The sequence below is a fragment of the [Clostridium] hylemonae DSM 15053 genome, from assembly GCF_008281175.1.
Taxonomy (GTDB): Bacteria; Bacillota; Clostridia; order Lachnospirales; family Lachnospiraceae; genus Extibacter; species Extibacter hylemonae.
Map to the genome: position 1 here is coordinate 3,523,319 of NZ_CP036524.1, position 22,439 is coordinate 3,545,757.

Annotated in this window: 21 protein-coding genes; 2 read left to right on the plus strand and 19 right to left on the minus strand. The window is 47.7% G+C overall.

Features of this window, described 5'->3' with window-relative positions:
- Nucleotides 1–34: 34 nt before the first annotated feature.
- Both LAJLEIBI_RS16530 and LAJLEIBI_RS16535 read right to left on the minus strand, forming a co-directional pair.
- Nucleotides 35–973 carry a carbohydrate ABC transporter permease gene (locus tag LAJLEIBI_RS16530; RefSeq protein ID WP_006443281.1) on the minus strand — a complete coding sequence of 313 codons (939 nt, stop codon included), beginning with the start codon at nt 971–973 and terminating at the stop codon, nt 35–37.
- 138 nt (nt 974–1,111) lie between these two features.
- Nucleotides 1,112–2,542, minus strand: a complete 1,431-nt coding sequence (locus LAJLEIBI_RS16535) for an ABC transporter substrate-binding protein (RefSeq protein WP_040435074.1) — start codon at nt 2,540–2,542, stop codon at nt 1,112–1,114.
- Between the two features lie 342 nt (nt 2,543–2,884).
- Here LAJLEIBI_RS16535 and LAJLEIBI_RS16540 point away from each other — a divergent pair, with 342 nt between their 5' ends.
- Nucleotides 2,885–3,487 (plus strand): DUF624 domain-containing protein, encoded by a 603-nt coding sequence (locus tag LAJLEIBI_RS16540; RefSeq protein WP_040435076.1) that lies wholly within the window; start codon nt 2,885–2,887, stop codon nt 3,485–3,487.
- Nucleotides 3,488–3,839: 352 nt separating this feature from the next.
- On the opposite strand, the gene LAJLEIBI_RS16545 is transcribed toward LAJLEIBI_RS16540, so the two are convergent.
- The 4 genes from LAJLEIBI_RS16545 to tig all read right to left on the minus strand — a co-directional run bounded on the left by LAJLEIBI_RS16545 (nt 3,840) and on the right by tig (nt 8,601).
- The gene (locus LAJLEIBI_RS16545) at nt 3,840–4,925 is read right to left on the minus strand and encodes an erythritol/L-threitol dehydrogenase (RefSeq protein ID WP_006443286.1); all 1,086 of its coding nucleotides are present in this window, start codon (nt 4,923–4,925) and stop codon (nt 3,840–3,842) included.
- A gap of 34 nt (nt 4,926–4,959) precedes the next feature.
- Complete coding sequence (locus LAJLEIBI_RS16550; protein ID WP_006443287.1) at nt 4,960–6,468, minus strand: FGGY-family carbohydrate kinase; 1,509 nt, start codon at nt 6,466–6,468, stop codon at nt 4,960–4,962.
- Nucleotides 6,469–6,492: 24 nt separating this feature from the next.
- Nucleotides 6,493–7,362, minus strand: coding sequence for an L-ribulose-5-phosphate 3-epimerase (locus tag LAJLEIBI_RS16555; RefSeq protein WP_006443288.1), 870 nt, complete (start codon nt 7,360–7,362; stop codon nt 6,493–6,495).
- Nucleotides 7,363–7,551: 189 nt separating this feature from the next.
- Nucleotides 7,552–8,601: a trigger factor gene (gene tig, locus LAJLEIBI_RS16560; RefSeq protein WP_006443289.1), complete on the minus strand. Its 1,050-nt coding sequence runs from the start codon at nt 8,599–8,601 to the stop codon at nt 7,552–7,554.
- Nucleotides 8,602–8,843: 242 nt separating this feature from the next.
- Between tig and LAJLEIBI_RS16565 the strand changes: the two genes are divergently transcribed.
- Nucleotides 8,844–9,629 (plus strand): Cof-type HAD-IIB family hydrolase, encoded by a 786-nt coding sequence (locus tag LAJLEIBI_RS16565; RefSeq protein ID WP_006443290.1) that lies wholly within the window; start codon nt 8,844–8,846, stop codon nt 9,627–9,629.
- A gap of 99 nt (nt 9,630–9,728) precedes the next feature.
- Here the strand turns inward: LAJLEIBI_RS16565 and araD are convergent, their stop codons facing one another.
- The 13 genes from araD to LAJLEIBI_RS16630 form a co-directional block, all read right to left on the minus strand.
- A complete protein-coding gene (gene araD, locus LAJLEIBI_RS16570; RefSeq protein WP_040435078.1) occupies nt 9,729–10,421 on the minus strand; it encodes an L-ribulose-5-phosphate 4-epimerase in 693 nt (230 codons plus the stop codon).
- Between the two features lie 544 nt (nt 10,422–10,965).
- A complete protein-coding gene (locus LAJLEIBI_RS16575; protein ID WP_040435080.1) occupies nt 10,966–11,961 on the minus strand; it encodes a helix-turn-helix transcriptional regulator in 996 nt (331 codons plus the stop codon).
- A gap of 49 nt (nt 11,962–12,010) precedes the next feature.
- The gene (locus LAJLEIBI_RS16580; RefSeq protein ID WP_006443293.1) at nt 12,011–12,739 is read right to left on the minus strand and encodes a GntR family transcriptional regulator; all 729 of its coding nucleotides are present in this window, start codon (nt 12,737–12,739) and stop codon (nt 12,011–12,013) included.
- A 73-nt stretch (nt 12,740–12,812) separates the two neighbouring features.
- A complete protein-coding gene (locus LAJLEIBI_RS16585) occupies nt 12,813–14,255 on the minus strand; it encodes an SLC13 family permease (RefSeq protein ID WP_040435082.1) in 1,443 nt (480 codons plus the stop codon).
- A gap of 33 nt (nt 14,256–14,288) precedes the next feature.
- Nucleotides 14,289–15,365, minus strand: coding sequence for an NAD/NADP octopine/nopaline dehydrogenase family protein (locus tag LAJLEIBI_RS16590; protein ID WP_006443295.1), 1,077 nt, complete (start codon nt 15,363–15,365; stop codon nt 14,289–14,291).
- Nucleotides 15,366–15,637: 272 nt separating this feature from the next.
- Nucleotides 15,638–15,826: a hypothetical protein gene (locus LAJLEIBI_RS16595; protein WP_006443296.1), complete on the minus strand. Its 189-nt coding sequence runs from the start codon at nt 15,824–15,826 to the stop codon at nt 15,638–15,640.
- A gap of 1 nt (nt 15,827) precedes the next feature.
- Nucleotides 15,828–16,352 carry a hypothetical protein gene (locus tag LAJLEIBI_RS16600; protein ID WP_006443297.1) on the minus strand — a complete coding sequence of 175 codons (525 nt, stop codon included), beginning with the start codon at nt 16,350–16,352 and terminating at the stop codon, nt 15,828–15,830.
- A gap of 351 nt (nt 16,353–16,703) precedes the next feature.
- Nucleotides 16,704–18,644, minus strand: coding sequence for a lysine--tRNA ligase (gene lysS / locus LAJLEIBI_RS16605; RefSeq protein WP_006443298.1), 1,941 nt, complete (start codon nt 18,642–18,644; stop codon nt 16,704–16,706).
- 39 nt (nt 18,645–18,683) lie between these two features.
- The gene (gene greA / locus LAJLEIBI_RS16610; RefSeq protein WP_006443299.1) at nt 18,684–19,166 is read right to left on the minus strand and encodes a transcription elongation factor GreA; all 483 of its coding nucleotides are present in this window, start codon (nt 19,164–19,166) and stop codon (nt 18,684–18,686) included.
- A 241-nt stretch (nt 19,167–19,407) separates the two neighbouring features.
- The gene (dusB, locus tag LAJLEIBI_RS16615; protein ID WP_006443300.1) at nt 19,408–20,370 is read right to left on the minus strand and encodes a tRNA dihydrouridine synthase DusB; all 963 of its coding nucleotides are present in this window, start codon (nt 20,368–20,370) and stop codon (nt 19,408–19,410) included.
- The gene (locus LAJLEIBI_RS16620; protein ID WP_006443301.1) at nt 20,348–21,121 is read right to left on the minus strand and encodes a type III pantothenate kinase; all 774 of its coding nucleotides are present in this window, start codon (nt 21,119–21,121) and stop codon (nt 20,348–20,350) included. The genes dusB and LAJLEIBI_RS16620 overlap by 23 nt, the downstream gene beginning before the upstream one ends.
- A 9-nt stretch (nt 21,122–21,130) precedes the next feature.
- On the minus strand, nt 21,131–21,460 hold the full coding sequence (locus LAJLEIBI_RS16625) for a DUF6145 family protein (protein WP_040435563.1): 330 nt from the start codon (nt 21,458–21,460) through the stop codon (nt 21,131–21,133).
- Complete coding sequence (locus LAJLEIBI_RS16630; protein ID WP_006443303.1) at nt 21,453–22,433, minus strand: biotin--[acetyl-CoA-carboxylase] ligase; 981 nt, start codon at nt 22,431–22,433, stop codon at nt 21,453–21,455. Before LAJLEIBI_RS16630 ends, LAJLEIBI_RS16625 begins: the two co-directional genes overlap by 8 nt.
- Between the last annotated feature and the right edge of the window lie 6 nt (nt 22,434–22,439).

A 22,439-nucleotide genomic window follows, 5' to 3' on the forward strand; every position in this document is an offset into this window, starting at 1 on the left:
TTTCTGACTCTGTATTTTATAACTGTTCCTGCACTCACTGTTCATCCTGCCCGGAAGCCAGTCTCTGAGCCGCACGCTGTCTCTTGACGATCTGTTTTGCCACAATGTTGATAAATACCCATAGGACAAGTATGTATGGCAGGGCAAACCCAAATTTCTGGAACTGGAACCCGGTCTGGTAAGAGGTCAGAGACAGGTTCATAAGTGTATCGCCCGGTCCTCCTTTTGTCAGGCCGAATATGATGGCATATTCCTGGAGCGCCGCCATGAGACGGAACAGCAGAGCAATGTATAAGCTCGGCTTCAGCATAGGCAGCGTCAGATTCCGGAAATTAAACCATGCGCTTCCGCCGTCGATCTTCGCCGACTCAAACGGTGACTTCGGAAGAGACTGTAGTCCGGCAAGTACAAGCAGCATACAGAATGAAGTGTTGACCCACACGTCTATCATTACGACCGTCATCATCGCCGTGGATGCACTGGCCGCCCACGGAAAGTTATATACGCCGAAGAAGTTCAGGAACTTTTCCACGATTCCTACAGAGTTGTTCAGCATGAGCTGCCAGATAATGGTGGCGGTGATCGGCGCGACCATCAGCGGGAATATAAGTACGACTCTTAAAATCTTGGAAAAGCGGTTCTCCAGATTGTTCAGCAGCATGGCGATCCCGAGTCCTATCCCCATCTCCAGCGCCGTGCTGAAAAATGCATATCTTAACGTTACCCATACCGATTTCCAGAATCCGGAGGATTGAAGTATGGTGATCCAGTTTTTCAATCCGATAAAGCTGTACGTCGGCATCCTGAATGAATAGCTCGTCAATGAGAAATATATGGACATTACAAAGGGTATCATGATTCCGATCGTAATGATCAGTGCCGGAGCTACTATCAGATAGGGACGCATTCTCGTCTTAAACGGCACTACATTCAGCTCGCTGACGGCAGCACTGTCTTTTTTCTGCTCTTTCATTTGCGTTTCCTCCAATTTCAGATTTTCTGATTCTGATAATAAAAATATTCGTTCTTAAAAAAATCAAGGAGGGTCAGGTAACCCCTCCTTGCCTTTCACCCTTAAGTACAAATTAACTGCTGTTGTCGATTTTTAAGGTTATTCAGATACTTCCAGATCAGATACGATCGTATCCAGATCTTTCTTAAGCTGCTTCATGGCATCCTCTGTGGACGAATACTTGTCGGTGAGCACAAGATCCTGAAGTACCTCCGCCCACTTTGTCGTACACTCGAAGAAGTATGGCTGCGGTGTGAACTGAATGGTCGCATTCTTTGACAGCACATCGATGGATTCAAGATAGTTGTCTGCTTTGCCGACGATCGCTTTGTACTCATCGCTCTCCATTACAGATGTACGCGGTGTATCCGGGCTTGCCCCGTCAGTTCCTGCGTAAAGCATGTAATCCGGGCTTGTGAAATACTGGATAAAGTACCATGCGGCATCCTTATTTTTTGAGTCAGCGTTCATAGCCAGTGACCAGATCCATACATTTGCTTTCATATCAGCTTCTGTCTTTCCTTCCGGAAGCGGTATGGTTGACCATGCAATATTGCCTGACTGATCAGACGCGCCTTCATAGTTCTGGAAATAGCCTGCGCTTGTAGCGTCGAATAACATAGCGGCTTTTCCTGCGCCGAGGTCTGAACTGGCCTCATACCATGTATAGTTGGACCACTGCGGAGCGCCTGCTTCTTTGATCAGTTTTACCCAGTAGTCTGTCATTTCGATCGCTTCTTTGGAATCCAGCTGACATACCAGTTTGCCGTCTTCGATCGCAAAGTCTTTTCCGCCCCATGTTGCGAATAATGACATGTATCCGGGATGTATGGTCGCCCATTCACGCGTACCGCGTACTGCGATGCCGTAGGAACCGGAACCGTTGAATTCATTGAGAGATTTGGCTGTCTCAAGCAGTTCGTCCGTCGTTGTTGGAACTGTGATCCCTTTTTCCTCAAATACTTTCTTGTTGTATGCAAGGTTATTTAATTCCCATCCCATCGGAAGCGCCCACTGAGAACCTTCGCCAACTGCATGGCCCGGTACGAGGTCCCATTTAAGCGGATCAACTGTGGCGCTGATAAAATCGTCATAATTATAGTCCGCCGCTGTCTTGGAAGCGTCATTTATGTAATCCTCCAATGGCTCCATATAGCCGGCAGATGCATATTCCCAAACCTGATAAGCACCTGTCATATATACGTCCGGCGTACCGGAACGGCTGCTCAGAGACGTGTTCAGTTTGTCAAAATAGTTGGACTCAGGAGTGGATGAATACTCAACCTTGATACCTGTCAGCTCTTCAAACTCTTTTATCTTGGAAATAACTGCTTTGGAATAATTGTGTTCATTGAACATTACGTTGATCGTCGTGCCGTCATAATTCTTCCAGTCAAAGTCTTCGGCCTTTCCGCTTGACTTTGCTTTTCCGTCGTCACTTCCGCCGGAGCCGGAACCGCCGCCGCATCCTGCCAGCATGGTACCAACCATAACTGCACACAAAAGAACGCTGATTACTCTTTTTTTCATACTTTTTCCTCCCTTTTGATACATTTGCCGCATAAAAAAGTGCTTCATTTTTCGGTTTACCTGCCCGATTTTTTATGCATTTTGTCTAACGTCAGTATATCTCTCGCCGTGTCATTTGTCAAGCTTTTTGTCATTTGTCTTATTTTATGCAGATTTTAAAGTATAATTGCACTAATAATCATTATTTTTACAGCATTATTTTGTTTGTATTTTCTTTAACGACCCATTTTTCCTCTTGCGGCAATATAAGTTTTATTGTATGATTACTCTTAACTCGTGAAAGACACACGTTTGTTTTGGAACGGAGGCCGCTCAAAGCAGCGGCACATGGAGGAACATACTATGAAAGTATTTGAATACGACAGCAGTTTTATGAAATTTATACTTCTCTTAAGCCGGCTTACAGTATTAAATATCATCTGGCTTTTATGCTGTATCCCGGTCGTCACCGCAGGCGCGGCGACCGCCGCCCAGTATTATACGGCCAGCCGGATTCTCGGCGGAAGCACGGAAGTCTGGCGAAATTTCAAGACCGGCCTGAGGCTGCACTGGAAACGCTCCTCCGTTATCTGGACCGCCTTTGCGCTGCTTACCGCCGTCTTTGCCGCGGAATACTACATACTCACCACAGCAGCCGTTCCCGGCAAAACAGCGCTCCTTGCCATATCCGGCCTGGCTTTTCTCACAGCCGTTCTCATAATGCTGTGGATATACCCGGTCATGATCAACTTTACGGGCAGCCTGGGCGAAATACTTTTTAACTCTTTTGTGTTCACCTTCATGTACGCGCCCATCACCCTTATAGCTGCTGCTTTTTACGGTGTCGCCGGCTTTTTGTTTATCCGCTTCAACTTCACAAAAGGTCTCTTCGTCCTGTTCGGCCAGTCGCTGATCGTATACGGGATACTCGTTCTCTTCGAAAAAGTGCTCAGGAAGTACCGGTGATTAGATTTTAGGTTGGGGGATTTGGGAGGTTGGTAGTGTACGGCGCCGGGGCGGTAAACAGGCAGAGCGGGCGGGGGCACAGGGAGGAGTTAAGGGCGTTCGGAGGCAGATGAGGAAGCCGTTGCTGCGGAAAGAGCCGGAATCAGACACGGGAATGTTATCACAAATAACATTCCCGAGAGCCTCTGAGGGAGGAAATCCCTTCAGGATTTCCTTCCGAATAGGCTCGGTTGTCTGATTCCGGCTCTTTCCACAGTTACGGCTTCCCATCTGCCGGAGCGCCCTTAACTCCCCCTGCCCCCCGCCCGCTCTGCCGTCCGCCGCCATTACCCCTAAACTCTGCCAACCAAATTCAAAAAGTAAAAGCCACTTTTAAGTCGCCGTATTTTCCTGATGCATAGTCAAAAGCCTTCTCCCACTCTTCAATGGCAAAGGTGCTTGACACTACGCCTTTAGTCTTTAAGTTGCCTTTCATCATATTGTCGATCACGAATGGGTAGGCGTACGGACTCAGGTGCGCGCCAAGTATATCCAGTTCCTTTCTGTCCCCGATGATGGACCAGTCTACGGTCGTCTCGGAACCGAATACACTGAATTCTACAAAGCGGCCGAGCTTTCTTGTGATCGTAAGTCCCTGGATGACGCTGGACGGATGTCCGGTGGCCTCGATATATACATCGCAGCCGTAGTCGTCTGTCAATGCTTTTATTTCTTTGTCTATGTCACATTTTCCGGGGTTGAATACGAGATCCGCACCAAATTCTTTTGCTTTTTCCAGACGGGCATCCTGCATATCAAGCACGATCAGTTGTTTAGGATTTTTCATTCTGGCGTATGTGATCATTCCAAGCCCCAGTGTCCCTGCGCCGGAGATGACTACAATGTCTTCGTTTGTGATGCTTCCCCTGTCTACCGCGTGTTTGGAACAGCCGTAAGGCTCCACGAGAAGCGCCTGCTCAATGCTCATATCCTCAGGCACACGGCTGATGACACAGTTCTTCGGATATCTTACATACTCTGCCATACCGCCGTTATTGTATGACTGGAATCCCAGCATATCGTGAGGCTGGCACATCCAGTAATGGCCGTCCTTACAGAACCGGCACTTGCCGCACGGAACGATCTGGTCCGCGATGATCCTGTCGCCCAGTTCATACCCTTCGACATTTTCTCCCATCTCCACAATGCGTCCAAAGAACTCGTGTCCCGGAATAAACGGAGGTTTCACCCATGAAGGCTGTACTTCGTCTCCCCAGAACATTGCCGCTCCGTGGCTGCACTTCAGATCTCCCGCGCATATACCGCAGGCCTCTGTCTTAATGATAATGTCGTCGGGCCCGCATTCCGGCGCCGGATATTCCGCCTCAAAACGGTAGTCATCCTTGCTGTATGCCACAAGCGCCTTCATAGTTTTTGGAGTCCTTCCCTGATTTGCCATAATGTTTCCACCTTTCCTTTTATGATGATTATGTTTATACTTCAAACTGTCCCCAGACAGTATCAAGCGCCCGGACTATCTCCCGGTATTTTTCGTACTTTCTCTGATAGACTGCAGTCTTCGCCTCATCCGGATATATCCGGCCCGATACGTGCACCATATGCTCAGCCGCGTCTTTATAGTCTTTGTATACGCCCGCCGCGATGGCCGCGGCCATTCCGCAGCCGAGGGCGCCCAGTTCCTTTGCCTCCACCGTCTCGATCGGGAAGCCGAGCGCATCCGCGAACATCTGCACCCATACGCCGGAGTTTACCGCGCCTCCGGCCATGCGGACCGCCTCCGGCGGCTTTCTCGAAGACAGCAGACGCTCAATATGTGTCTTATGGGAATACACGACTCCCTCGTAAACTGCCCGCAGCATATGTGCTTTATCGTGATAAGTCGTAAGTCCGACAAATGCTCCCTTGCCAAGCGGATGCGCGTTAGATCCATAGAGGAAGGGAAGAAAATAGACCTCCGACTCCTCCGGCGGTATGCTGTCAACCTTTTCATTCACCACGTCGTATATATTTTTACCTTCCGGTATGTGCTCATGTTCCATACAGTTTTCTAAAAACCATTCCAGATTACCTGAGGATGTGGCGCTGCACTCTTCCACGAGGTAATATCCCGGCACGGCGAAAAGGGAATTCATGGCAATGCTTCCGTCCATGACCGGCGTCTCGGAGATATATTCGTTGATACTCCACGTCCCGGCAATCGTACACAATTCGTCCGGCGACATGACATTGACCGCCACCGCACACGCGTCAATGTCGAACATTCCGCCTGCCACAGGCGTGCCCTCCAGAAGTCCGGTAAGCTTTGCCGCCTCTTTTGTGATCGTCCCGCACAGATCATAGGAGTATCTCACCGGCGCCAGCTTCTCATACACCTCTCCTATGCCGAGCTTTTCCAGTATCTCCCTGTCAAACTGTGCATGTTTCACATCCATGAGCCCGGAGCCGGATATGTCTGTCGCTTCACTGTAAGCCTCCCCGGTAAGGCGGTACCGGATATAGTCCTTCACGGAAAATACGTATTTAATATTGTCATATACATCTCTGTGATGCTCTTTAAACCACGCGAGAAGCGCCACCTGCTGACAGGCCATCAGTTCCTGGCAAAGCTGTCCGCGCAGACTTTCATAGACTCCGTTCTCATGCCATTTCTTCGGATATTTCCATGCCCGGCTGTCGGTGGAAATGATCCCGTTATACGCAGGTTTACCGTTTTTCCCCCACGGGTACAGGCCCTTGCCGTGTCCGCACACAGCGATCCCAAGCACGTCTCTGCCGTCTGTCCCCGCTTTTAAAAGCGCCCGTTTTACACAGTCACAGTTTGCCAGCCACAACTCTTCCATATCCCGCTCCGTATAACCGGATCTTGGGGTGATAACTTTTGTCTGCCTGCCCGCAGAGGCAATTTCTTTTCCGCTTAGATCAAATATGGCCGCTTTCGTAGAAGTGCCGCCATTGTCCAGGCCGATCACATACTTTCCCATATTCAGAACTCCTTTCCGGACGCCTTACGCGCTGATATCTTCTGGTATTCCGAGCAGCTGCCTCGCCTTTTCAAACTGTCTGTCCAGAAACTCTCTGTTAGAGCGCGCAATTTCTCTCCAGTTTTCTTCCCCGCAGTACCAATACTCAGCGACGTACCTTCTGACTCCATGCTCATACAGTTTTGCGATGGCCCCGGGAAAGTCAACCTGCCCTGTCCCGTAAGGGATCTCCCTGAACTTTCCTATCACGGTCTCTTTTAAATGGGCCGCCGCTATATGCCCCCTGCCGGTGGTGATATCTCCAGCCACATCTTTCGTGGCATTGGAAATGTTGCCGATATCGGGATACACCTGCAGATAAGGAGAATTGACCCGGTTCACGCTGTGCATCGCCTTTTCCACTGTGTTCATAAAATCATTTTCCATCGTCTCCATAGCAAGCATTACACCGTGGGAGGCGGCAAACATCGTTCCCTCTTCCAGATTTCTGTAGAATCTCTCCCGCGTCGTCTTATCGCTCGTCTCCTCGTAGTAACAGTCATAGCCCTGAGTCTGGATGATCCGGATACCCATTTTCCGGGCAAAGAGAACGCCTTTTCGCAGAAGCTCCTTTGCCTCCTTTTCCCACTTCCTGCTGCCGAGCGGGTATTTTCTCTGTGCACTGAAGCAGATAGTCTCAATTGGGATCCCAACTCGTTTTTCTGTCTCCAGCAGCTCATATATCTGCTCGTCGCACCAGTCAAGCCGCGACATCCTCATATCAGTCTCGTCAATACTCATCTCTATATAATCAAAACCGGCTTCCTTTGCCGCCGCCAGGCGCTCTTCCCATGACAGTTCCGCAGGAGCTGCTTTTTCATAGACGCCTAATCTGTATGTATCCTTAAACGACATACCATCCCTCCTTCTGTTGTTTTGTGCACTTTATATACTTTAACTTGTTTTACAAGAACAATTATACGATTACTGCACAAAAAAAGCAATGACATTTTTCATTTAATGTTACATTTGTAATTTTAGGACAGGAAAAAAGCAGTCCAGACTCTGTAGGATCACACAAAGTCTGGACTGCTTTTTTCCTGTCTATTTCTCCGGTGCAGCTTGTATACAGTTGTCAGCCACCCACTCTTTTACTTTTTCTCTGAGGATGTAACGCCTGACAGACTCCTCCGGCGCTTCCTTTTCCATTGCTTTTACATCCTCATATCCCATTTCTTCTGCCAGTTCTTTTTTCGCCTTTTTATACGCTTTATCATCGAGCTTTATATGCTCTTTATCCGCTATCAGTTCCACCGTCAGATCTTCTTTTACATTGGAACGGGCCGCCTCTTCTGCCTTCTCTTTGAACTCTGCCTCCGTCATATCAATCTTCGACAAAAACTCCGGAAAATCCATCTCGTACATATCCGCGCCGTCCTCATAATGGTCGTAAAAGCTCTGTTCCTCCTCTTTCAGCCGGTCCTTCGGATATTTTTTCACTTCTGTATTTTCCAGTACCTGCTTCCACGCTGAATCCATGAGTTCACTCTGTATATATTCTTTATTGTTTTCTTCCAGCAGCTTCCGTACCTCTTTTCTGTATTCTTCGACCGTATCGGACTTCTGTGAGATCGTCCGGACAAATTCGTCCGTCAGCTCGGGCAGTTCCTTTTCCCTGACCGCTTTGACCGTGACATCAATGGATGCTTTTTTCCCTGCCAACGTCTTATTATTGAAGTCGTCCGCAAATGTATGTTCAATGTTCAGTGTATCGCCGGCGTTATGTCCGATCAGATTATCGTCAAACCCTTCATAAAATGACCCCGAACCAACCGTCAGCTCATAATCGCTGCCCGATCCGTTTTGTATCGGCTGTCCGTCTGCTGACGCGGCGTAGTCAATGATCACAACGTCCCCCTCCTGTATCGCTCTGTCAGTGACGTCTTTTATTTCCGCAAATCCTTCCCTGACCGTTTCAATATTATTATCCACGGACTCATCCGTAATGTCAGGGATGCCCTCCACCTTCGGCACCTCCACCCCTTTATATTTTGATACCGTGATATAATCATTGGATATCTGTCCTGAACCGCAGCCTGCTAACGCCGCCGCTGTCCCGAGCAGAACCGCACATACCAACATTCTTTTTCTCATACCGTTCCCCCACCTCTCATTTTTCTTCTCCCGGGATCAGTTTCGGACCCGGATAATGTATCGCTATACCATCTTGTTATAACACATTTTTCCGGAACAAAAAAGGAAATTCATACATTTTTCACATTAAATTACATTTGTCCGTTTTTCATATACTTATTGGACAGACAATGTCCTGTCTGCTATAATTCAGGAAACAGGCCGCGCCTGTAAAAACAGCATTTACGCAGTGGGGGATTGATATGATTAAACTGATCGCAAGTGACTTGGACGGTACTTTACTTCTGAACGGAGCCCAGCGGCTGAACCCGGAAGTTTTTGACCTGATCAGAGCACTGAAGGAACACGGGATCTTATTTACAGCTGCCAGCGGACGGCAGTATACGAATCTGCGGCGTCTGTTCGCTCCGGTCAAAGACGATATCGCCTATGTGGCGGAAAATGGTTCCCTGTGCATCTATGAAGGGAAGACACTTTCTAAAGGAATGATCGGCCGGGAACTTGGACTTCGTATTATCGACGCCGTGCACAGCTACGGCCGCTGTGAGTGTATCGTATCCGGGGAGAGAGTGTGCTATACGGATTCCCGCGATACGCGCTTTAAGGAACATATGCTGCATGTTGTCGGAAATGACATGGAATTTGTCTCTGATCTGAAAGAAGACGTACATGAGCCGTTCTTAAAGCTCGCACTGTGCGACTTTCAAGGGACGCGCAAAACAGAGGAACATTTCAAAGCGTTGTTTTCTGATGAGATAAAGATCGTGACTTCCGGAAATATTTGGGTCGATTTTATCACACCGGGGGCCAACAAGGGAAATGCGCTTCAGGTACTGCTCGATCATCTTCATATCGACGCGAAAGACTGTGCCGCCTTCGGCGACCAGTGTAACGACGAGGAGATGCTTCAGCTCGCAGGAGTAAGTTACGCCATGGCCGGTGCGGCGCCTGCCGTCATACAGCAGGCTTCCCACACGACAGATTCGGTCGAAAACGTGCTGAAGCGTATTTTAGAAGCTTTGGAATAAAATAGTAATACGAAAACCCCGGGGAAGGAGCACCCGCGTGCGGCATCACATATCTGCCTTCACGCGGGTGCTCCTTCCCCGGGATTTTATGATCCCGGTTTATTTATTCTGCCCATAATAAGCGTTTGCGCCATGTTTTCTGTAGTAATGCTTATCCTGGAGCTCCTGGGGAGCGGGCCTGACCTGTGGGTTGATGAGCTCACAGCGGGCAGCCATCTTGGCCACCTCCTCAAGGACAACCGCATTGTGTACCGCCTCGGCTGCGTTTTTGCCCCACGTAAACGGACCGTGGTTTTTGCAGAGTACGGCCGGCATCGCCATATACTCCCTGCCTTTAAAATGTTCCACGATAAGAAGTCCTGTATTCTTCTCGTAAGCTTCCTCGATCTCCTCCCGGGTCAGATTGCGCACGCACGGGATCTCTCCGTACATATAATCTGCATGGGTCGTACCGTAGCACGGAATACCTCTTCCCGCCTGCGCCCAGCTCGTTGCCCACTCAGAATGCGTATGTACGATGCCTCCCATATCCGGAAATGCTCTGTAAAGCTCCAGATGCGTCTCCGTATCCGAAGAAGGATTATATTCCCCCTCCACCTTTTCGCCGTCCAGATTCATGACTACCATATCTTGCGCTTTCAGCTTATCGTACTCTACGCCGCTCGGTTTGATGACAAACAGGCCCTTCTCCCTGTCGATCCCGCTTACATTCCCCCAAGTAAATGTAACAAGTCCATACTTTGGAAGCATCATATTGGCCTCAAACACCTCTTTTTTTAACGCCTCTAACACTTTTCTCCTCCTTTCCCCTCTCTGCTTATGGGGTCCGAATACAGGTCCATAAGCTGCTGTGCCCATTCTAATCTGCAGCACAAATTCCGGTTAAGTTGGAATTCTAGCACAATCTTCCAGTTCTGTCAAATATCAGACTTGATACCTTTTCCATACTGACTTCTCCTCCCTATGTTCTTTAGTGTTCTTTAATGTTTTTTAATCCTCTTTTACATACTCTTCATAATCTGCCTCGCATGCAAACAGCATATACCTTCCGTCCACACACCCCATAAAACCGTTTTCGACCATATATCCTTTCATAGTTGCTCATCTCCTTCTCTCTGATCAAATCTTATTTTTTATTTTTCAAGCCTCACTGATCTTTGTTTCTTGTTTTACTTTACCTCATATGGTGTGCGATAAAAATGCCACCATCATTTAGCATATACGTGGATCCGAGGTGGCTATATGGTTAAGAACTGATGAGGCAGCAAGCCCGGCAGTTCATGCGCGCGCAAAAAAGAGAGGCTTTTCAAAAAAGCCTCTCCCGCCTATATCTTCTTTATTTCACTTCATATTGCTCAGCCAGTCTCCTGATCTCCTCCCTGACCTGCCGCACCACTTTATCCGGTCCTATGATCTCTGCGCCTTTCCCAAGAGCAAAAAGCCACCCCACAAACTGCCGGCTGACCGCCACATCGACGCTGACCGTAAAGCGCTCTTCGTCCGCGGGTATTAAAGAGATATCTTTTCCGAACCGGTCGATGACTACGCCGGCCAGACTGTTGTCCATAAGAAGTTTTACCCGTTCCTCTTTTCCGCCGTACATGGCGAAATTTTTTCTCGTATAAGCTGCAATGTCAAATTGATGAAAATGTTCTTTTCCTTCTCTTTGCTCATCAGACATCTTAATTCTTAACATCTTATCTACCCGGTAATGTTTGATGATCTGATCTTCTGCATCGTATCCTACAAGATAGTAGTTTTCATCATCCCAGCACAATCCCCACGGGCTGATATGATAATATGTCCCTTCGCGCCGCAGTTCCATCTCCTTTTTTATATTCCACTGATAATACTGAAACAGGATTTTCCTGTTTTCCGCAATGGCGTTGTGTATAGAATCCACATTGTAATAAATGCTTTCATTCATTGTTTTGATCCTGCCGGATACATAGACCTGACGCTGCAGTTTCTTCGCCTCATATTCGCTGCACATACCCTCCAGCTTCCGGATCAGTTCATTTGACTTTTTGGCTGTGATAAATTTAGAAGACTGAATCGCGTCCACCAGAAGTTTTAATTCCGCAAGCTCAAACTGCCTGCTCCCGACATGATAATGGTAAGTCTTTCCCACAGGCTCTCCGATGATCTCCACGCCCATCCTATCCAATGTCTGCAGATCCGCATAAATACTTCTCCGCTCCGCAGTCACCTCATAACGCTCTAGTTCCGCCAGGATCTCCGGCATGGTGATACTGTGGTCATCATCCGTTTTTTCCAGCATGATCTTCATAAGATAGTATAGTTTAAGTTTTTGGTTCGCCCCTTTTGGCATCTTTATTACTCCTTTAGCAATGCATTTATACAATATTTTATCTGTTCTATCATAAAGTAAACCGGACATCACGGCTGTTGGGGGCATCGTTCATATCGATAACTGCTGTCTGGACATCAGAATAGGTTACCAGACGCTGGCGAAAAGCGTGATAGATAGTATCGCACAATTCTTTCAGCAGTTTCTCAAATTTACCTACCTGCTTATTCTCAATGGCAAGTATCATAAGTTCATGATACTTGACCGACTGGATATCCTGCGCAATAGGGACATAAAAGTTATCATATAGGGTAAGGATAATATTCATTTTTTTATAGATACTGTGAAAGATGTCACTCAGATATTGATTCTCCGCCTTGTCCACGATAGTAACGTGAAATTCTGTATTTGTCTCCATATAGAGAGGAAAATCCCTGTCTTCAAAGGCTTTTTGTTCCTGGTCAAGGATCTCCTGGAGAATTTTGATATCATCCTCTCTGAAGGTCTCAATACACAGATGAACAGCAAATATCTCCAGTTCGATCCTCACTTCGTACAACTGACGGATATCTTCGATACTTGGCTGTATGACAAACGCCCCTTTGTTGGGAATGATCTCCACATATCCTTCCTGCGACAGGCGCCGCAGTGCATTTCTGACAGGTGTCCTGCTCACATGGAACGCATCACACAGAGACTGCTCAACTAAAGGAGCTCCTGGGGCCAGGCGCCTTTTATAGATTGCCTCTTTAATTTTTTCATAAGCCTGTAATTCATAAGAATTTTTTCTGGTTTCCATATCATTACCCCCGGATTTACTAAGCTTCTATAATTCTACCATAAATTCCTATATTTCTACATTACTTATTTTGTTATTTCCCGCCGGTATCCGTATTGTATATATCCTGGGACTCTATATCCTGTTTTTTGCTAAGCGGAAGGAATTTTCCAGTATACCCGCATATTAACACCAGTATCATAGCAAGCCAGTGATTGAACATATAGGGAGCATACTGATACCATGCGACTCCAAAAGTGCTCAGCATAATAATGGCGCCATTGCTCCAGGGCACGATCGCGCCGAAATTGGAGGCACACTCTGTAAGAGTCCGCGCCAGCGCAATCTTGTCGATCCCTTCTTTCTCGTAAGCGGGCAGATACATACGTCCGTTCATGATGGTAGAAACATAGACGCTGCTTGTCATGTAAACGCCAAGTACAGTAGTGATCATGCTTATCAGTATAAGATTGCCTCTGCTCTTTGCAACTTTAATCAATTTTTCAAGAATCGCATCCAACAGCCCCATTGATTCCATAATGCCGGCAAATACAAACGCGCAAAACAGCATAAGGATCAATGACATCATGTAAGACAGGCCGCCGCCGGAGAGCAGGCCGTCAATCGCTTCATTTCCCGTGGTAACAGTATACCCGTTGTAGAGGGCTGACAGGGCGTCTGTTACAGATGAACCCTGGATCAGGATCGAAAATACGGTTCCGATCCCTGCTCCGATGACCAGTACCGGGAAAATGGGTTTCTTCATAACCGCAAGCACTACAACAACTATGAGCGGCAGAATCAATATTGGGTTAAATGTATATGTATCTTCAAGAGTCGATATTATCTCCTTTGTCTGGCTTGCATCAAAAGTCCCGTGTGTACCCATCACAAACCCCATAACTGCATAAATGACTAATGCTATCCCTGCGCTGACTCCGGATGTGGGAATCATACAGCCAAACAGCCGGAATGAGTTTTCCTCCGTGACAGCAGAGGCCAGATTGGTCACATCTGAAAGAGGACTCCATTTATCGCCCAGATACGAACCACAGCAGATTGCAGCTGCGGCCGCCGGCGCAGGGATCCCAAGACCATTTGCCACTCCCATGAGGGCCACACCGAACGTAGCCATAATTGCCCATGCAGAACCGGTTGCCATACCTCCTATCGCAGTGATCAAAAATGTGACTGCCAGATAAATAGATGGGTTTAATATCTTAAGCCCCCAATAAATCAAAATAGGTGTAGTACCTGACGAAAGCCAGGAACCGGAAATCAGACCTACCATCAGCAATATTAATGTGGCGGGCATTCCGATCCCGATAACCTTCAAAATCCCTGTCTGTATCTCATTCCACGATTTATGCAGTACAATGATTCCGTACAGAGCCGCTGTGAATGAGCAGAGGCAGATAGAGATACCAGTCGGGATCCCCGCGGACAGCGCACCCCACATCAGAATTGCAACAAAAGCAACGAGCAGCCCAATTGCTTCCGGAAATTTAATCTTTCTAGATTCACTTATTTTTCCCATAACAACTTCTCCTTTCTTGGTATCTTGCATACCTTACAGGCAATTGAGCAGTTCCTGACAGGAAAGATCACCAAGTCCCAGCTTATCAAGTGTCCGCGCTCTTTCTGCTCTGTAATCCCTCTGCATTATAGTGGATGCGATCGTAATGACAGAACTGATATTGGATACTTCTACGCCAAATTTCCGGCCTAATTCTTCAAACAGAACAAGCCCAAATCCCACATCCTCGTGGAAATACCGGGTGTCCAGTTTCTGAGGGGCTTTGACTCCTTTGAAGCCTGGAGCGCTGCGGTAACAGTTTTCATAGTCATCCTCAATAAGATACCCTTGTTTCTTTGTCAATACCGGTCCCGGATACAGGTCAAATCCCATAGCCTTTGCGATAGACAACCGTTCTGTATCAATACTGCGGATCAGACGCCCTACGCTTGGCTGAATACCATTTTCATAGAAATAAAAATCGCCTCCGGTAGCTTCGATCCACGCCGCCATCATCAGAGTTCCGGCAGGATGAATTGCCGGGTTCCCGTTTGTCAATGTTGTCTGAAGTACATTTTTGGCAGGAACACAAGGGTTGACCTGATTGAATATCCTATATAATTCATCCGTATATTTAGAGGGGAGCGCTGCGATATAGACCCATCCCGTCAGTTTATGATATACCTGTATTACCCCCGGATCCATTACCCTGCAGGCATACGGCAGGGTATGGGTCTCTCCTGCTATTACGCTTTCATCATCGTAATTAAGTCCCAACGCCTTTTTGAAGATCAATGCCCCTCCGCATGAACCGGGGACAATAATGACCTTCTGTCCATATGGAAGCTTACCTCTGCACGCTTTTCCAAATGATTCCGTACTATATGCAGGGCCTACCACATACAGAATATCGCATCCATCCAACGCTCTGTCGATATCACAGCCACAGTAAGATAATTTTGCGAATCCTTTTACACAACCGGAAACAGCAATGCCTCCTGCTTCATTGACCGCGTCAATATTAGCAGAGAACTGTTTAAAGTCAAACAGCCTGACTTCATGTCCTGCTAACGCCCAGTCCGCCGCCAGTGTACACCCGCCGTTTCCACTTCCAAATACAGTAACCTTCATAGTTTTTCTCCTTTCTCACGAAATATGTAGTATAATATTGTAGTACAATTTTGTTTAAAAAATCATACCACATACAATAGTTAATGTCAATCAATATTCTGGCAAATTATATTTTATAAATATTTTTTCTGTAAATTATAAGTTAATAGAAATAATTAACGGATAATCGCAAAAAGCCTGCCGCATATCTGCGGCAGGCTCCTTTATACATTTATAAAATTACATGAACAAGCACATATAGCTTCATAAAGACGCTATATTAATTGCACTATCTAGACCACAAACTTTTCCATCTCTTCTTCTGTCAACGGACGCCCTAACTTCTTCGATAACAATATAGCTTCCCTCAACCGGTATACCTTCCCGTCAGAAGGTACTGTTAAGCGGCCATCTGACATTGCTTCACCAAAACGGTCAAAATTTCCGACTACTGCTTTTGGTTTTCTTTCTGCAATAATCATACTACTCACCTTCCTTAAAATATTTATTTATTAATCCTACAGCACCGTAGCTGTCTATATACATAGTATGCCAATCAATACATTGCGCATTTAATGTTTTCTTATAGTGTTCTACCAAATCCGTTTTAGCAGTGAACTGCACGTACCCTTCATTTCCTGCCTCCCAACTCAATTTACAGGCTATCGCAAATAAGTGGGCACCTACACCCTTATACTTTCCAGTTTTGCCAACGTTAAACGGAGCGGCTTCAACAATATCCACATGTGTGTAATACTGGTCCCTAACATGTTTTAGCGCAATCATTCCCTGCACTTCATCGTCATCCTTCAAAAGCAGTTCATACACATCATAGCCATTCTGGTGCGGAATACTCCAATCAAATTTCCATCCAATTTCTTTAAATTGAGCCGCAACTGGCCTTGCTATAGTTTTCGCCACAAAACGATATTCTGTATCTCTCTCTTCTCCCGTAGCATTACATATCAAACAATTTGTCAGAGAATCAATATAAATATCTATTTCCATTTGCACTCTGCTCCTTTTCCTTTAATTATATTATACATGAAATCAGCCTCTTATAACAGTAATTATTCATTTTACTTTGTAGATTGCCAAATTCTTTTTTATCACTTCTTCTGCCAGTCTAATCGATAAGCATGGCGTAGAGAATGGTAATTAAAGTTTTCTGACTTAGCCACTTTGTTAATCATGGGCTGTACAATTCCTTATTCTACATTTAATATTCTCCATGTATACCTGATACATATACCTTTTATTACATTTATTTAGAACAAAAAATCCTCAGAAGCATCTACACTTCTGAGGATTCAAAGCTTACACTATCTATTTAACTCAAATACTCAATTTCAAAGCAGCTTAGTACAGCTTCGCACCTGCCGGGATTCTGTCATCTACCATCAAAAGATTCAGTCCTTCCCTGCCGTCTTCCTCATGAACTGCTGAGATCAGCATTCCGCAGGAAGCAATTCCCATCATCGGTCTGGGCGGCAGATTTGTGATCGCGATACAAGTCTTTCCAACCAGTTCTTCCGGCTCATAATATTCATGGATACCGCTTAAGATCACGCGTTCGGCGTCTGTTCCGTCATCAAGGATGAACTTCAGAAGCTTCTTGCTCTTCGGTACAGCTTCGCAGGCTTTTACCTTGACGGCTCTGAAATCAGACTTACTGAATGTCTCAAAATCTACCATCTCTTCAAATAACGGCTCGATCTTTACGTTAGAAAAATCGATCTTTTCCGGCGCTTTCTCAGCCTCCGCAGCTGCTGATCCTTCCGGCGCGGCTGCTTTTTTAGAAACGTCAGTACCGCCGATGCTCTTCATTGTCGGGAACAACAGCACGTCACGGATCGCAGCCGAATCCGTCATGAGCATACACATCCGGTCAATTCCGAATCCGATCCCTCCCGTAGGCGGCATGCCGATCTCCAGCGCGTTGAGGAAGTCTTCATCCGTAGTATTCGCCTCTTCGTCCCCCTGGGCCAGTAGTTCTTCCTGCGCCCTGAAACGCTCTCTCTGGTCGATCGGGTCATTGAGCTCAGAGTACGCATTTGCCATCTCCCAGCCGTTCATGAAGAATTCAAACCGCTCCACATACTCCGGATCTTCCGGTTTCTTTTTCGTGAGCGGTGATATCTCGATCGGATGATCCATAACAAACGTCGGCTGAATGAGGTGCTCTTCTGCAAACTCCTCGAAAAACAGACTTAAAATATCTCCCTTTTTATGCCTGTCCTCATATTCTACATGGTGCTTGTCAGCCAGCGCTCTCGCCTCTTCCAGCGTATGCACTTCATTCCAGTCCACACCTGCATATTTCTTTACGGCATCTATCATTGTGATTCTTTCAAACGGTTTTCCCAGATCCATTTCCACACCGTTATAAACGATGGTCGTCGTGCCGAGGACCTCCTGTGCCACGTGGCGGTACAGATTCTCTGTGAGATCCATCATTCCGTTGTAGTCTGTATATGCCTGATATAATTCCATCAGCGTAAACTCCGGGTTATGTCTTGTATCCAGTCCTTCATTGCGGAAGACACGTCCGATCTCGTACACCTTTTCAAGGCCGCCCACAATAAGGCGCTTTAAGTAAAGTTCCAGAGAAATACGCAGCTTAAAGTCTTCGCTGAGCGCGTTAAAATGCGTCTCAAACGGCCTGGCGGCCGCCCCTCCGGCATTGCTCACGAGCATCGGTGTCTCCACCTCGAGAAAGCCCTGGCCGTCCAGATATCTTCTGATCGCGCTGATTATGTGGGAGCGCTTTATAAAGGTATCCCTCACCTCAGGATTCATGATCAGGTCTACATATCTCTGACGGTAGCGGGTATCCGTGTTTGTCAGTCCGTGAAATTTTTCCGGCAGGATCTGGAGGCTCTTGGAGAGCAGCTTTACCGCGGTCGCATGTATGGAGATCTCGCCCGTCTTCGTCTTGAAGACTTCACCTTCCAGCCCCACGATATCGCCGATATCAAGCTTCTTAAACTCTTTGTACGCCTCTTCTCCGAGACTGTCCCTTGCGACATACGACTGGATGTTTCCGCTCTGGTCGAGGACATTACAGAAAGACGCCTTACCCATGACGCGCTTCTGCATAACACGACCTGCCACAGATACGTGCTTTCCTTCCATCTCATCGTAATTTTCCTTTATATCGGCGGCATGGACCGTCGCCTCATAGCGCATCACCTGATACGGGTCTTTGCCATTTTCCTGAAGCTCTTTTAACTTTTCACGGCGGACCTTCCTCAACTGATTTAAGTCCGGTTCCTGTACATTTCCCTGCTGTTTGGACACGATACTCTCTCCTTTCCGTTTGAACAGGTCTTCTATGTTTTACATTGAACGGCTTATTTCAAGAACCTTGTAAGCCATCTCGCCTGCCTGTGTTTCTACTTTCACGGTGTCTCCCACCTTCTTGCCCATCAAAGCCTGGCCAACCGGTGATTCGTTGGAGATTTTACCTTCCAGGCTGTTCGCCTCCGTAGAACCTACTATTTTAAATTCCATCTCTTCATCAAATGTCTTATCGAATACTTTCACAGCACAGCCGACATTAATCTTATCGAAATCCACTTCGTCTTCCACTACGACTTCTGCATTCTTCAGAATGCCTTCCAGCTCTTCAATGCGGGCTTCTATGTCACGCTGCTCGTCCTTGGCCGCATCGTACTCCGCGTTCTCGGACAGATCGCCCTGCTCCCTGGCTTCTTTGATCTTGCCCGCAACTTCCTTCCGCTTTACGACCTTCAAATTCTCCAGTTCATCCTCCAGTGCCTTCAGGCCTGCATAAGTAAGTAATTTTTTCTTTGCTTCCATGTCTCTCTTCTCCTTAATCTACACAGATTTCTGTCTCTATTCTTTCACAGGTCTTCCTGTATCGTCCTTACTCTGCTGTCTGTATCGAAAAGATACTTTCACAATTTCATTATTATACATAATCGGACGTCTAATGTCAATCATTTTTCGATACGATAAATTATCTTACGTTTTACAGAAAAGCCCTGCCTCACATATTGGTTAAGTATATGTAGGACAAGGCTCTTTTATTATCTCAAATTTATCCAGCGGGCCTTTCAAAGAGCAGGTGCTTAAGCTCCTCATACGACTCTACACTGTTGATCTGGGCCCGCAGCTTTGAGGCGCCTTTCAATCCCTTTGTATACCACGCCACATGTTTTCTCATCTCTCTGATCCCGAGGTATTCTCCCTTGTATTCCATCTGCATCTTTGCATGCTTCAGCATAGTCTGCCGCACTTCAGCCTCAGCCGGACGCGGTAAAACCGTGCCGTCTGCCGCATATGCCCTCAGCTCACGGAATATCCACGGATTCCCCTGTGCCGCCCGGCCGATCATCACCATGTCACACCCGGTCTGTTCCTGCATGGCTGCAGACGAAGGACCGGACACCACGTCGCCGTTTCCGATGACGGGGATCGAGACTGCCTCCTTTACCTTCCGTATAATGTCCCAGTCTGCTTTCCCGGCGTAATACTGCTCTCTTGTCCTGCCGTGCACGGCCACCGCGGCGGCGCCTGCCTCTTCTATGACTCTGGCGGCTTCCACCGCATTCACATGTTCGTCGTCAAATCCTTTGCGGATCTTCACCGTGACCGGTTTATCGATCGCTTTTACCGTCTCGTGTACGATGTCGTATATAAGGCCCGGATCTTTCATCAGAGCAGAACCCTCCCCATTCCTTACAACTTTGGGTACCGGACATCCCATGTTGATGTCCAGTATCTGAAACGGAAGCTCCTCGATCCGCTTTGCCGCCTCGCTCATGATACGCGGATCAGAACCAAACAGCTGAAGGGAGACCGGATATTCTTCCGGGTGAATTGCGAGCAGCAGCTTCGTATTTTTATTATTGTACTGCAGCGCTTTCGCACTGACCATCTCCATACATAAAAGGCCCGCCCCCTGTTCTTTGCAGAGCAGACGAAATGGCAGGTCGGTTACCCCTGCCATAGGCGCCAGAATATATGGATTTTCAAGCTCAATGTTTCCTATTTTTTTCATAAATAATCCTCAGTCCCTTTAATGTCAGCTGGGAATCATAGATATCGATCACGTCTGTCTCCGCCGCGATTATCTTGCCAAGGCCTCCGGTGGCAACCACCTTCGCGTCCATATAGCCCGACTCTTCCTTGATCCTGTTTACGATATATTCCGTCTGGCCGATCTGGCCGAACACAAGCCCCGCCTGCATGCTGCTGATGGTTTCCTTCGCCATTATGGAATCCGGCTTTTTGATCTCGATCGCCGGGAGCATTGCCGCCCCTCCCCAGAGCGCCTGCGCGGATGTTCGGATGCCCGGCGCTGTGACCCCGGCCTCAAATGTACCGTCGATGCCCACCACGTCATATGTGGTGGCCGTGCCGAAGTCCAGAACGATGACCGGCCCTCCGTGCAGTGTATAGGCCGCGACCGCATCCACGATCCTGTCCGACCCGACCTGCCGCGGATTCTCTGTCACGATACGGATGCCGGTCTTGATGCCTGCTGAGACTACGATCGGTTTGATACCAAAATATTTGATAATGGAACTTCCGAGGGAATGCATAATGTCCGGCACAACAGAAGCGATGATGACCGCGCTGATATCTGTGCTTAAGATTCCCTGGCGCTCCACAAGTTCTTTCAGTGTGATCCCGTATTCATCCGACGTGCGGGGCTGTTTCGTAGTCATACGGAACGTTCCAAGCAGTTCGTCTTCTTTGAATACGCCAAGTGTGATATTCGTGTTTCCCACATCTATAACAAGTAACATATCTGCCTCCTATACGTCCTCGCCGAGGAAAAATACACGGTAGTACAGCTGCAGGGCAGCGAGCAGTTCCTGTTTTTCCCTCTGGAGCTCTTTTATCTTAAGCTGGCTTCCTATCTCATCAAACATCGGATCGCCTTCCTCACTTGTCACCTCAAAGCAGAGCTCTGCATCCTCTTCGTAAACAAGCGTAAGTATACCGCCAACATCATTTACGTACAGCACGCACATGATCTTCAGCTCATCTTTTATCTTGCCGGGCAGCTGTTCAAAATCCGGGTTCAGGTAATACTTCTCTTCATAAGAATTGGCTCCGCAGAGCACCACTTTATTTTCATACATATCCATATACTCCTCTTACAGATACTTCTCCCGCGAATATGGCCCGCCTGGAACCATCCCGCGCCGTGACGATCAGCTCTCCCGTATCATTGATGCCGGAGGCCACCGCCTCATACTCATTTCCAGGCTCCAGGATACGCACCTCTTTTCCGCGGTTGACGAGCAGCCGGTTATACGCGCTCTTAAGCCCGGACAGATCCTCCGCCGCGAGAAATGTCTCATAATTTTCCTCATACCGCTCCATAATTCTGGCCGCCAGCTTTGCCCGCCTTACTCTGGCGCCCCCTTCTATATACAGGGAAGTTGCCGTCCCGGCAATTTCCCTGGGAAAACATTCTGTGTTTACATTGATGCCGGCGCCTGTCACTACATAATTGATATAGTCGACTTCCGCGCTCATCTCTGTCAGGATGCCGCACACTTTCTTTCTGTTCACTACGATGTCGTTGGGCCATTTTATCTGTGCCAAAAGCCCGGTCTCGCCTGTAATGCCCTCCGCCACGCTCAACGCCATGACAAGAGTGAGCATGGGCGCCCTGGAAGGAAGAAATCCGGGCCTGAGCAGGACCGTCATATAGATGCTCGTCCCGGCCGGCGATTCCCAGCTGCGTCCGCGCCGGCCTTTTCCCGCAGTCTGGCGGTCCGCCACAAAGAGCGTGCCGTGTGACGCGCCTTTTTCTCCAAGCGCCTTAGCCTGTATATTCGTAGAGTCTGTCTCTGACGCATATACCACAGGCCTTCCCGCCCAGCGCGTGCGGATCAGGCTTTCGAGCTCCGCCTGCCCCATCACATCCGGGCTTTCTACGAGGCGGTACCCTCTGCTGCGCACCGCCTCTATCTCATACCCTTCCTTCTTCAGCTGTTCGATCACCTTCCAGACAGCTGTCCGTGATACGCCAAAGCTGTCACAGAGCTGCTGCCCGGACACATATCCTCCGCTCTCACGGAGCACTTTCAGAATTTCCGTCTTCATTGCCTT

Excerpts from the sequence above, each read along its gene's own strand:
- LAJLEIBI_RS16540 (WP_040435076.1), top strand. The coding sequence starts at position 2,885 with ATGAAAGTATTTGAATACGACAGCAGTTTTATGAAATTTATACTTCTC.
- LAJLEIBI_RS16545 (WP_006443286.1), bottom strand. The coding sequence starts at position 4,925 with ATGGCAAATCAGGGAAGGACTCCAAAAACTATGAAGGCGCTTGTGGCA.
- LAJLEIBI_RS16630 (WP_006443303.1), bottom strand. The coding sequence starts at position 22,433 with ATGAAGACGGAAATTCTGAAAGTGCTCCGTGAGAGCGGAGGATATGTG.
- LAJLEIBI_RS16600 (WP_006443297.1), bottom strand. The coding sequence starts at position 16,352 with ATGGAAATAGATATTTATATTGATTCTCTGACAAATTGTTTGATATGT.
- greA (WP_006443299.1), bottom strand. The coding sequence starts at position 19,166 with ATGGAAGCAAAGAAAAAATTACTTACTTATGCAGGCCTGAAGGCACTG.
- LAJLEIBI_RS16530 (WP_006443281.1), bottom strand. The coding sequence starts at position 973 with ATGAAAGAGCAGAAAAAAGACAGTGCTGCCGTCAGCGAGCTGAATGTA.
- dusB (WP_006443300.1), bottom strand. The coding sequence starts at position 20,370 with ATGAAAAAAATAGGAAACATTGAGCTTGAAAATCCATATATTCTGGCG.
- LAJLEIBI_RS16565 (WP_006443290.1), top strand. The coding sequence starts at position 8,844 with ATGATTAAACTGATCGCAAGTGACTTGGACGGTACTTTACTTCTGAAC.
- LAJLEIBI_RS16585 (WP_040435082.1), bottom strand. The coding sequence starts at position 14,255 with ATGGGAAAAATAAGTGAATCTAGAAAGATTAAATTTCCGGAAGCAATT.
- LAJLEIBI_RS16595 (WP_006443296.1), bottom strand. The coding sequence starts at position 15,826 with ATGATTATTGCAGAAAGAAAACCAAAAGCAGTAGTCGGAAATTTTGAC.
- LAJLEIBI_RS16555 (WP_006443288.1), bottom strand. The coding sequence starts at position 7,362 with ATGTCGTTTAAGGATACATACAGATTAGGCGTCTATGAAAAAGCAGCT.
- LAJLEIBI_RS16625 (WP_040435563.1), bottom strand. The coding sequence starts at position 21,460 with ATGTATGAAAATAAAGTGGTGCTCTGCGGAGCCAATTCTTATGAAGAG.
- LAJLEIBI_RS16550 (WP_006443287.1), bottom strand. The coding sequence starts at position 6,468 with ATGGGAAAGTATGTGATCGGCCTGGACAATGGCGGCACTTCTACGAAA.
- LAJLEIBI_RS16580 (WP_006443293.1), bottom strand. The coding sequence starts at position 12,739 with ATGGAAACCAGAAAAAATTCTTATGAATTACAGGCTTATGAAAAAATT.
- LAJLEIBI_RS16590 (WP_006443295.1), bottom strand. The coding sequence starts at position 15,365 with ATGAAGGTTACTGTATTTGGAAGTGGAAACGGCGGGTGTACACTGGCG.
- LAJLEIBI_RS16575 (WP_040435080.1), bottom strand. The coding sequence starts at position 11,961 with ATGCCAAAAGGGGCGAACCAAAAACTTAAACTATACTATCTTATGAAG.
- tig (WP_006443289.1), bottom strand. The coding sequence starts at position 8,601 with ATGAGAAAAAGAATGTTGGTATGTGCGGTTCTGCTCGGGACAGCGGCG.
- LAJLEIBI_RS16535 (WP_040435074.1), bottom strand. The coding sequence starts at position 2,542 with ATGAAAAAAAGAGTAATCAGCGTTCTTTTGTGTGCAGTTATGGTTGGT.
- LAJLEIBI_RS16620 (WP_006443301.1), bottom strand. The coding sequence starts at position 21,121 with ATGTTACTTGTTATAGATGTGGGAAACACGAATATCACACTTGGCGTA.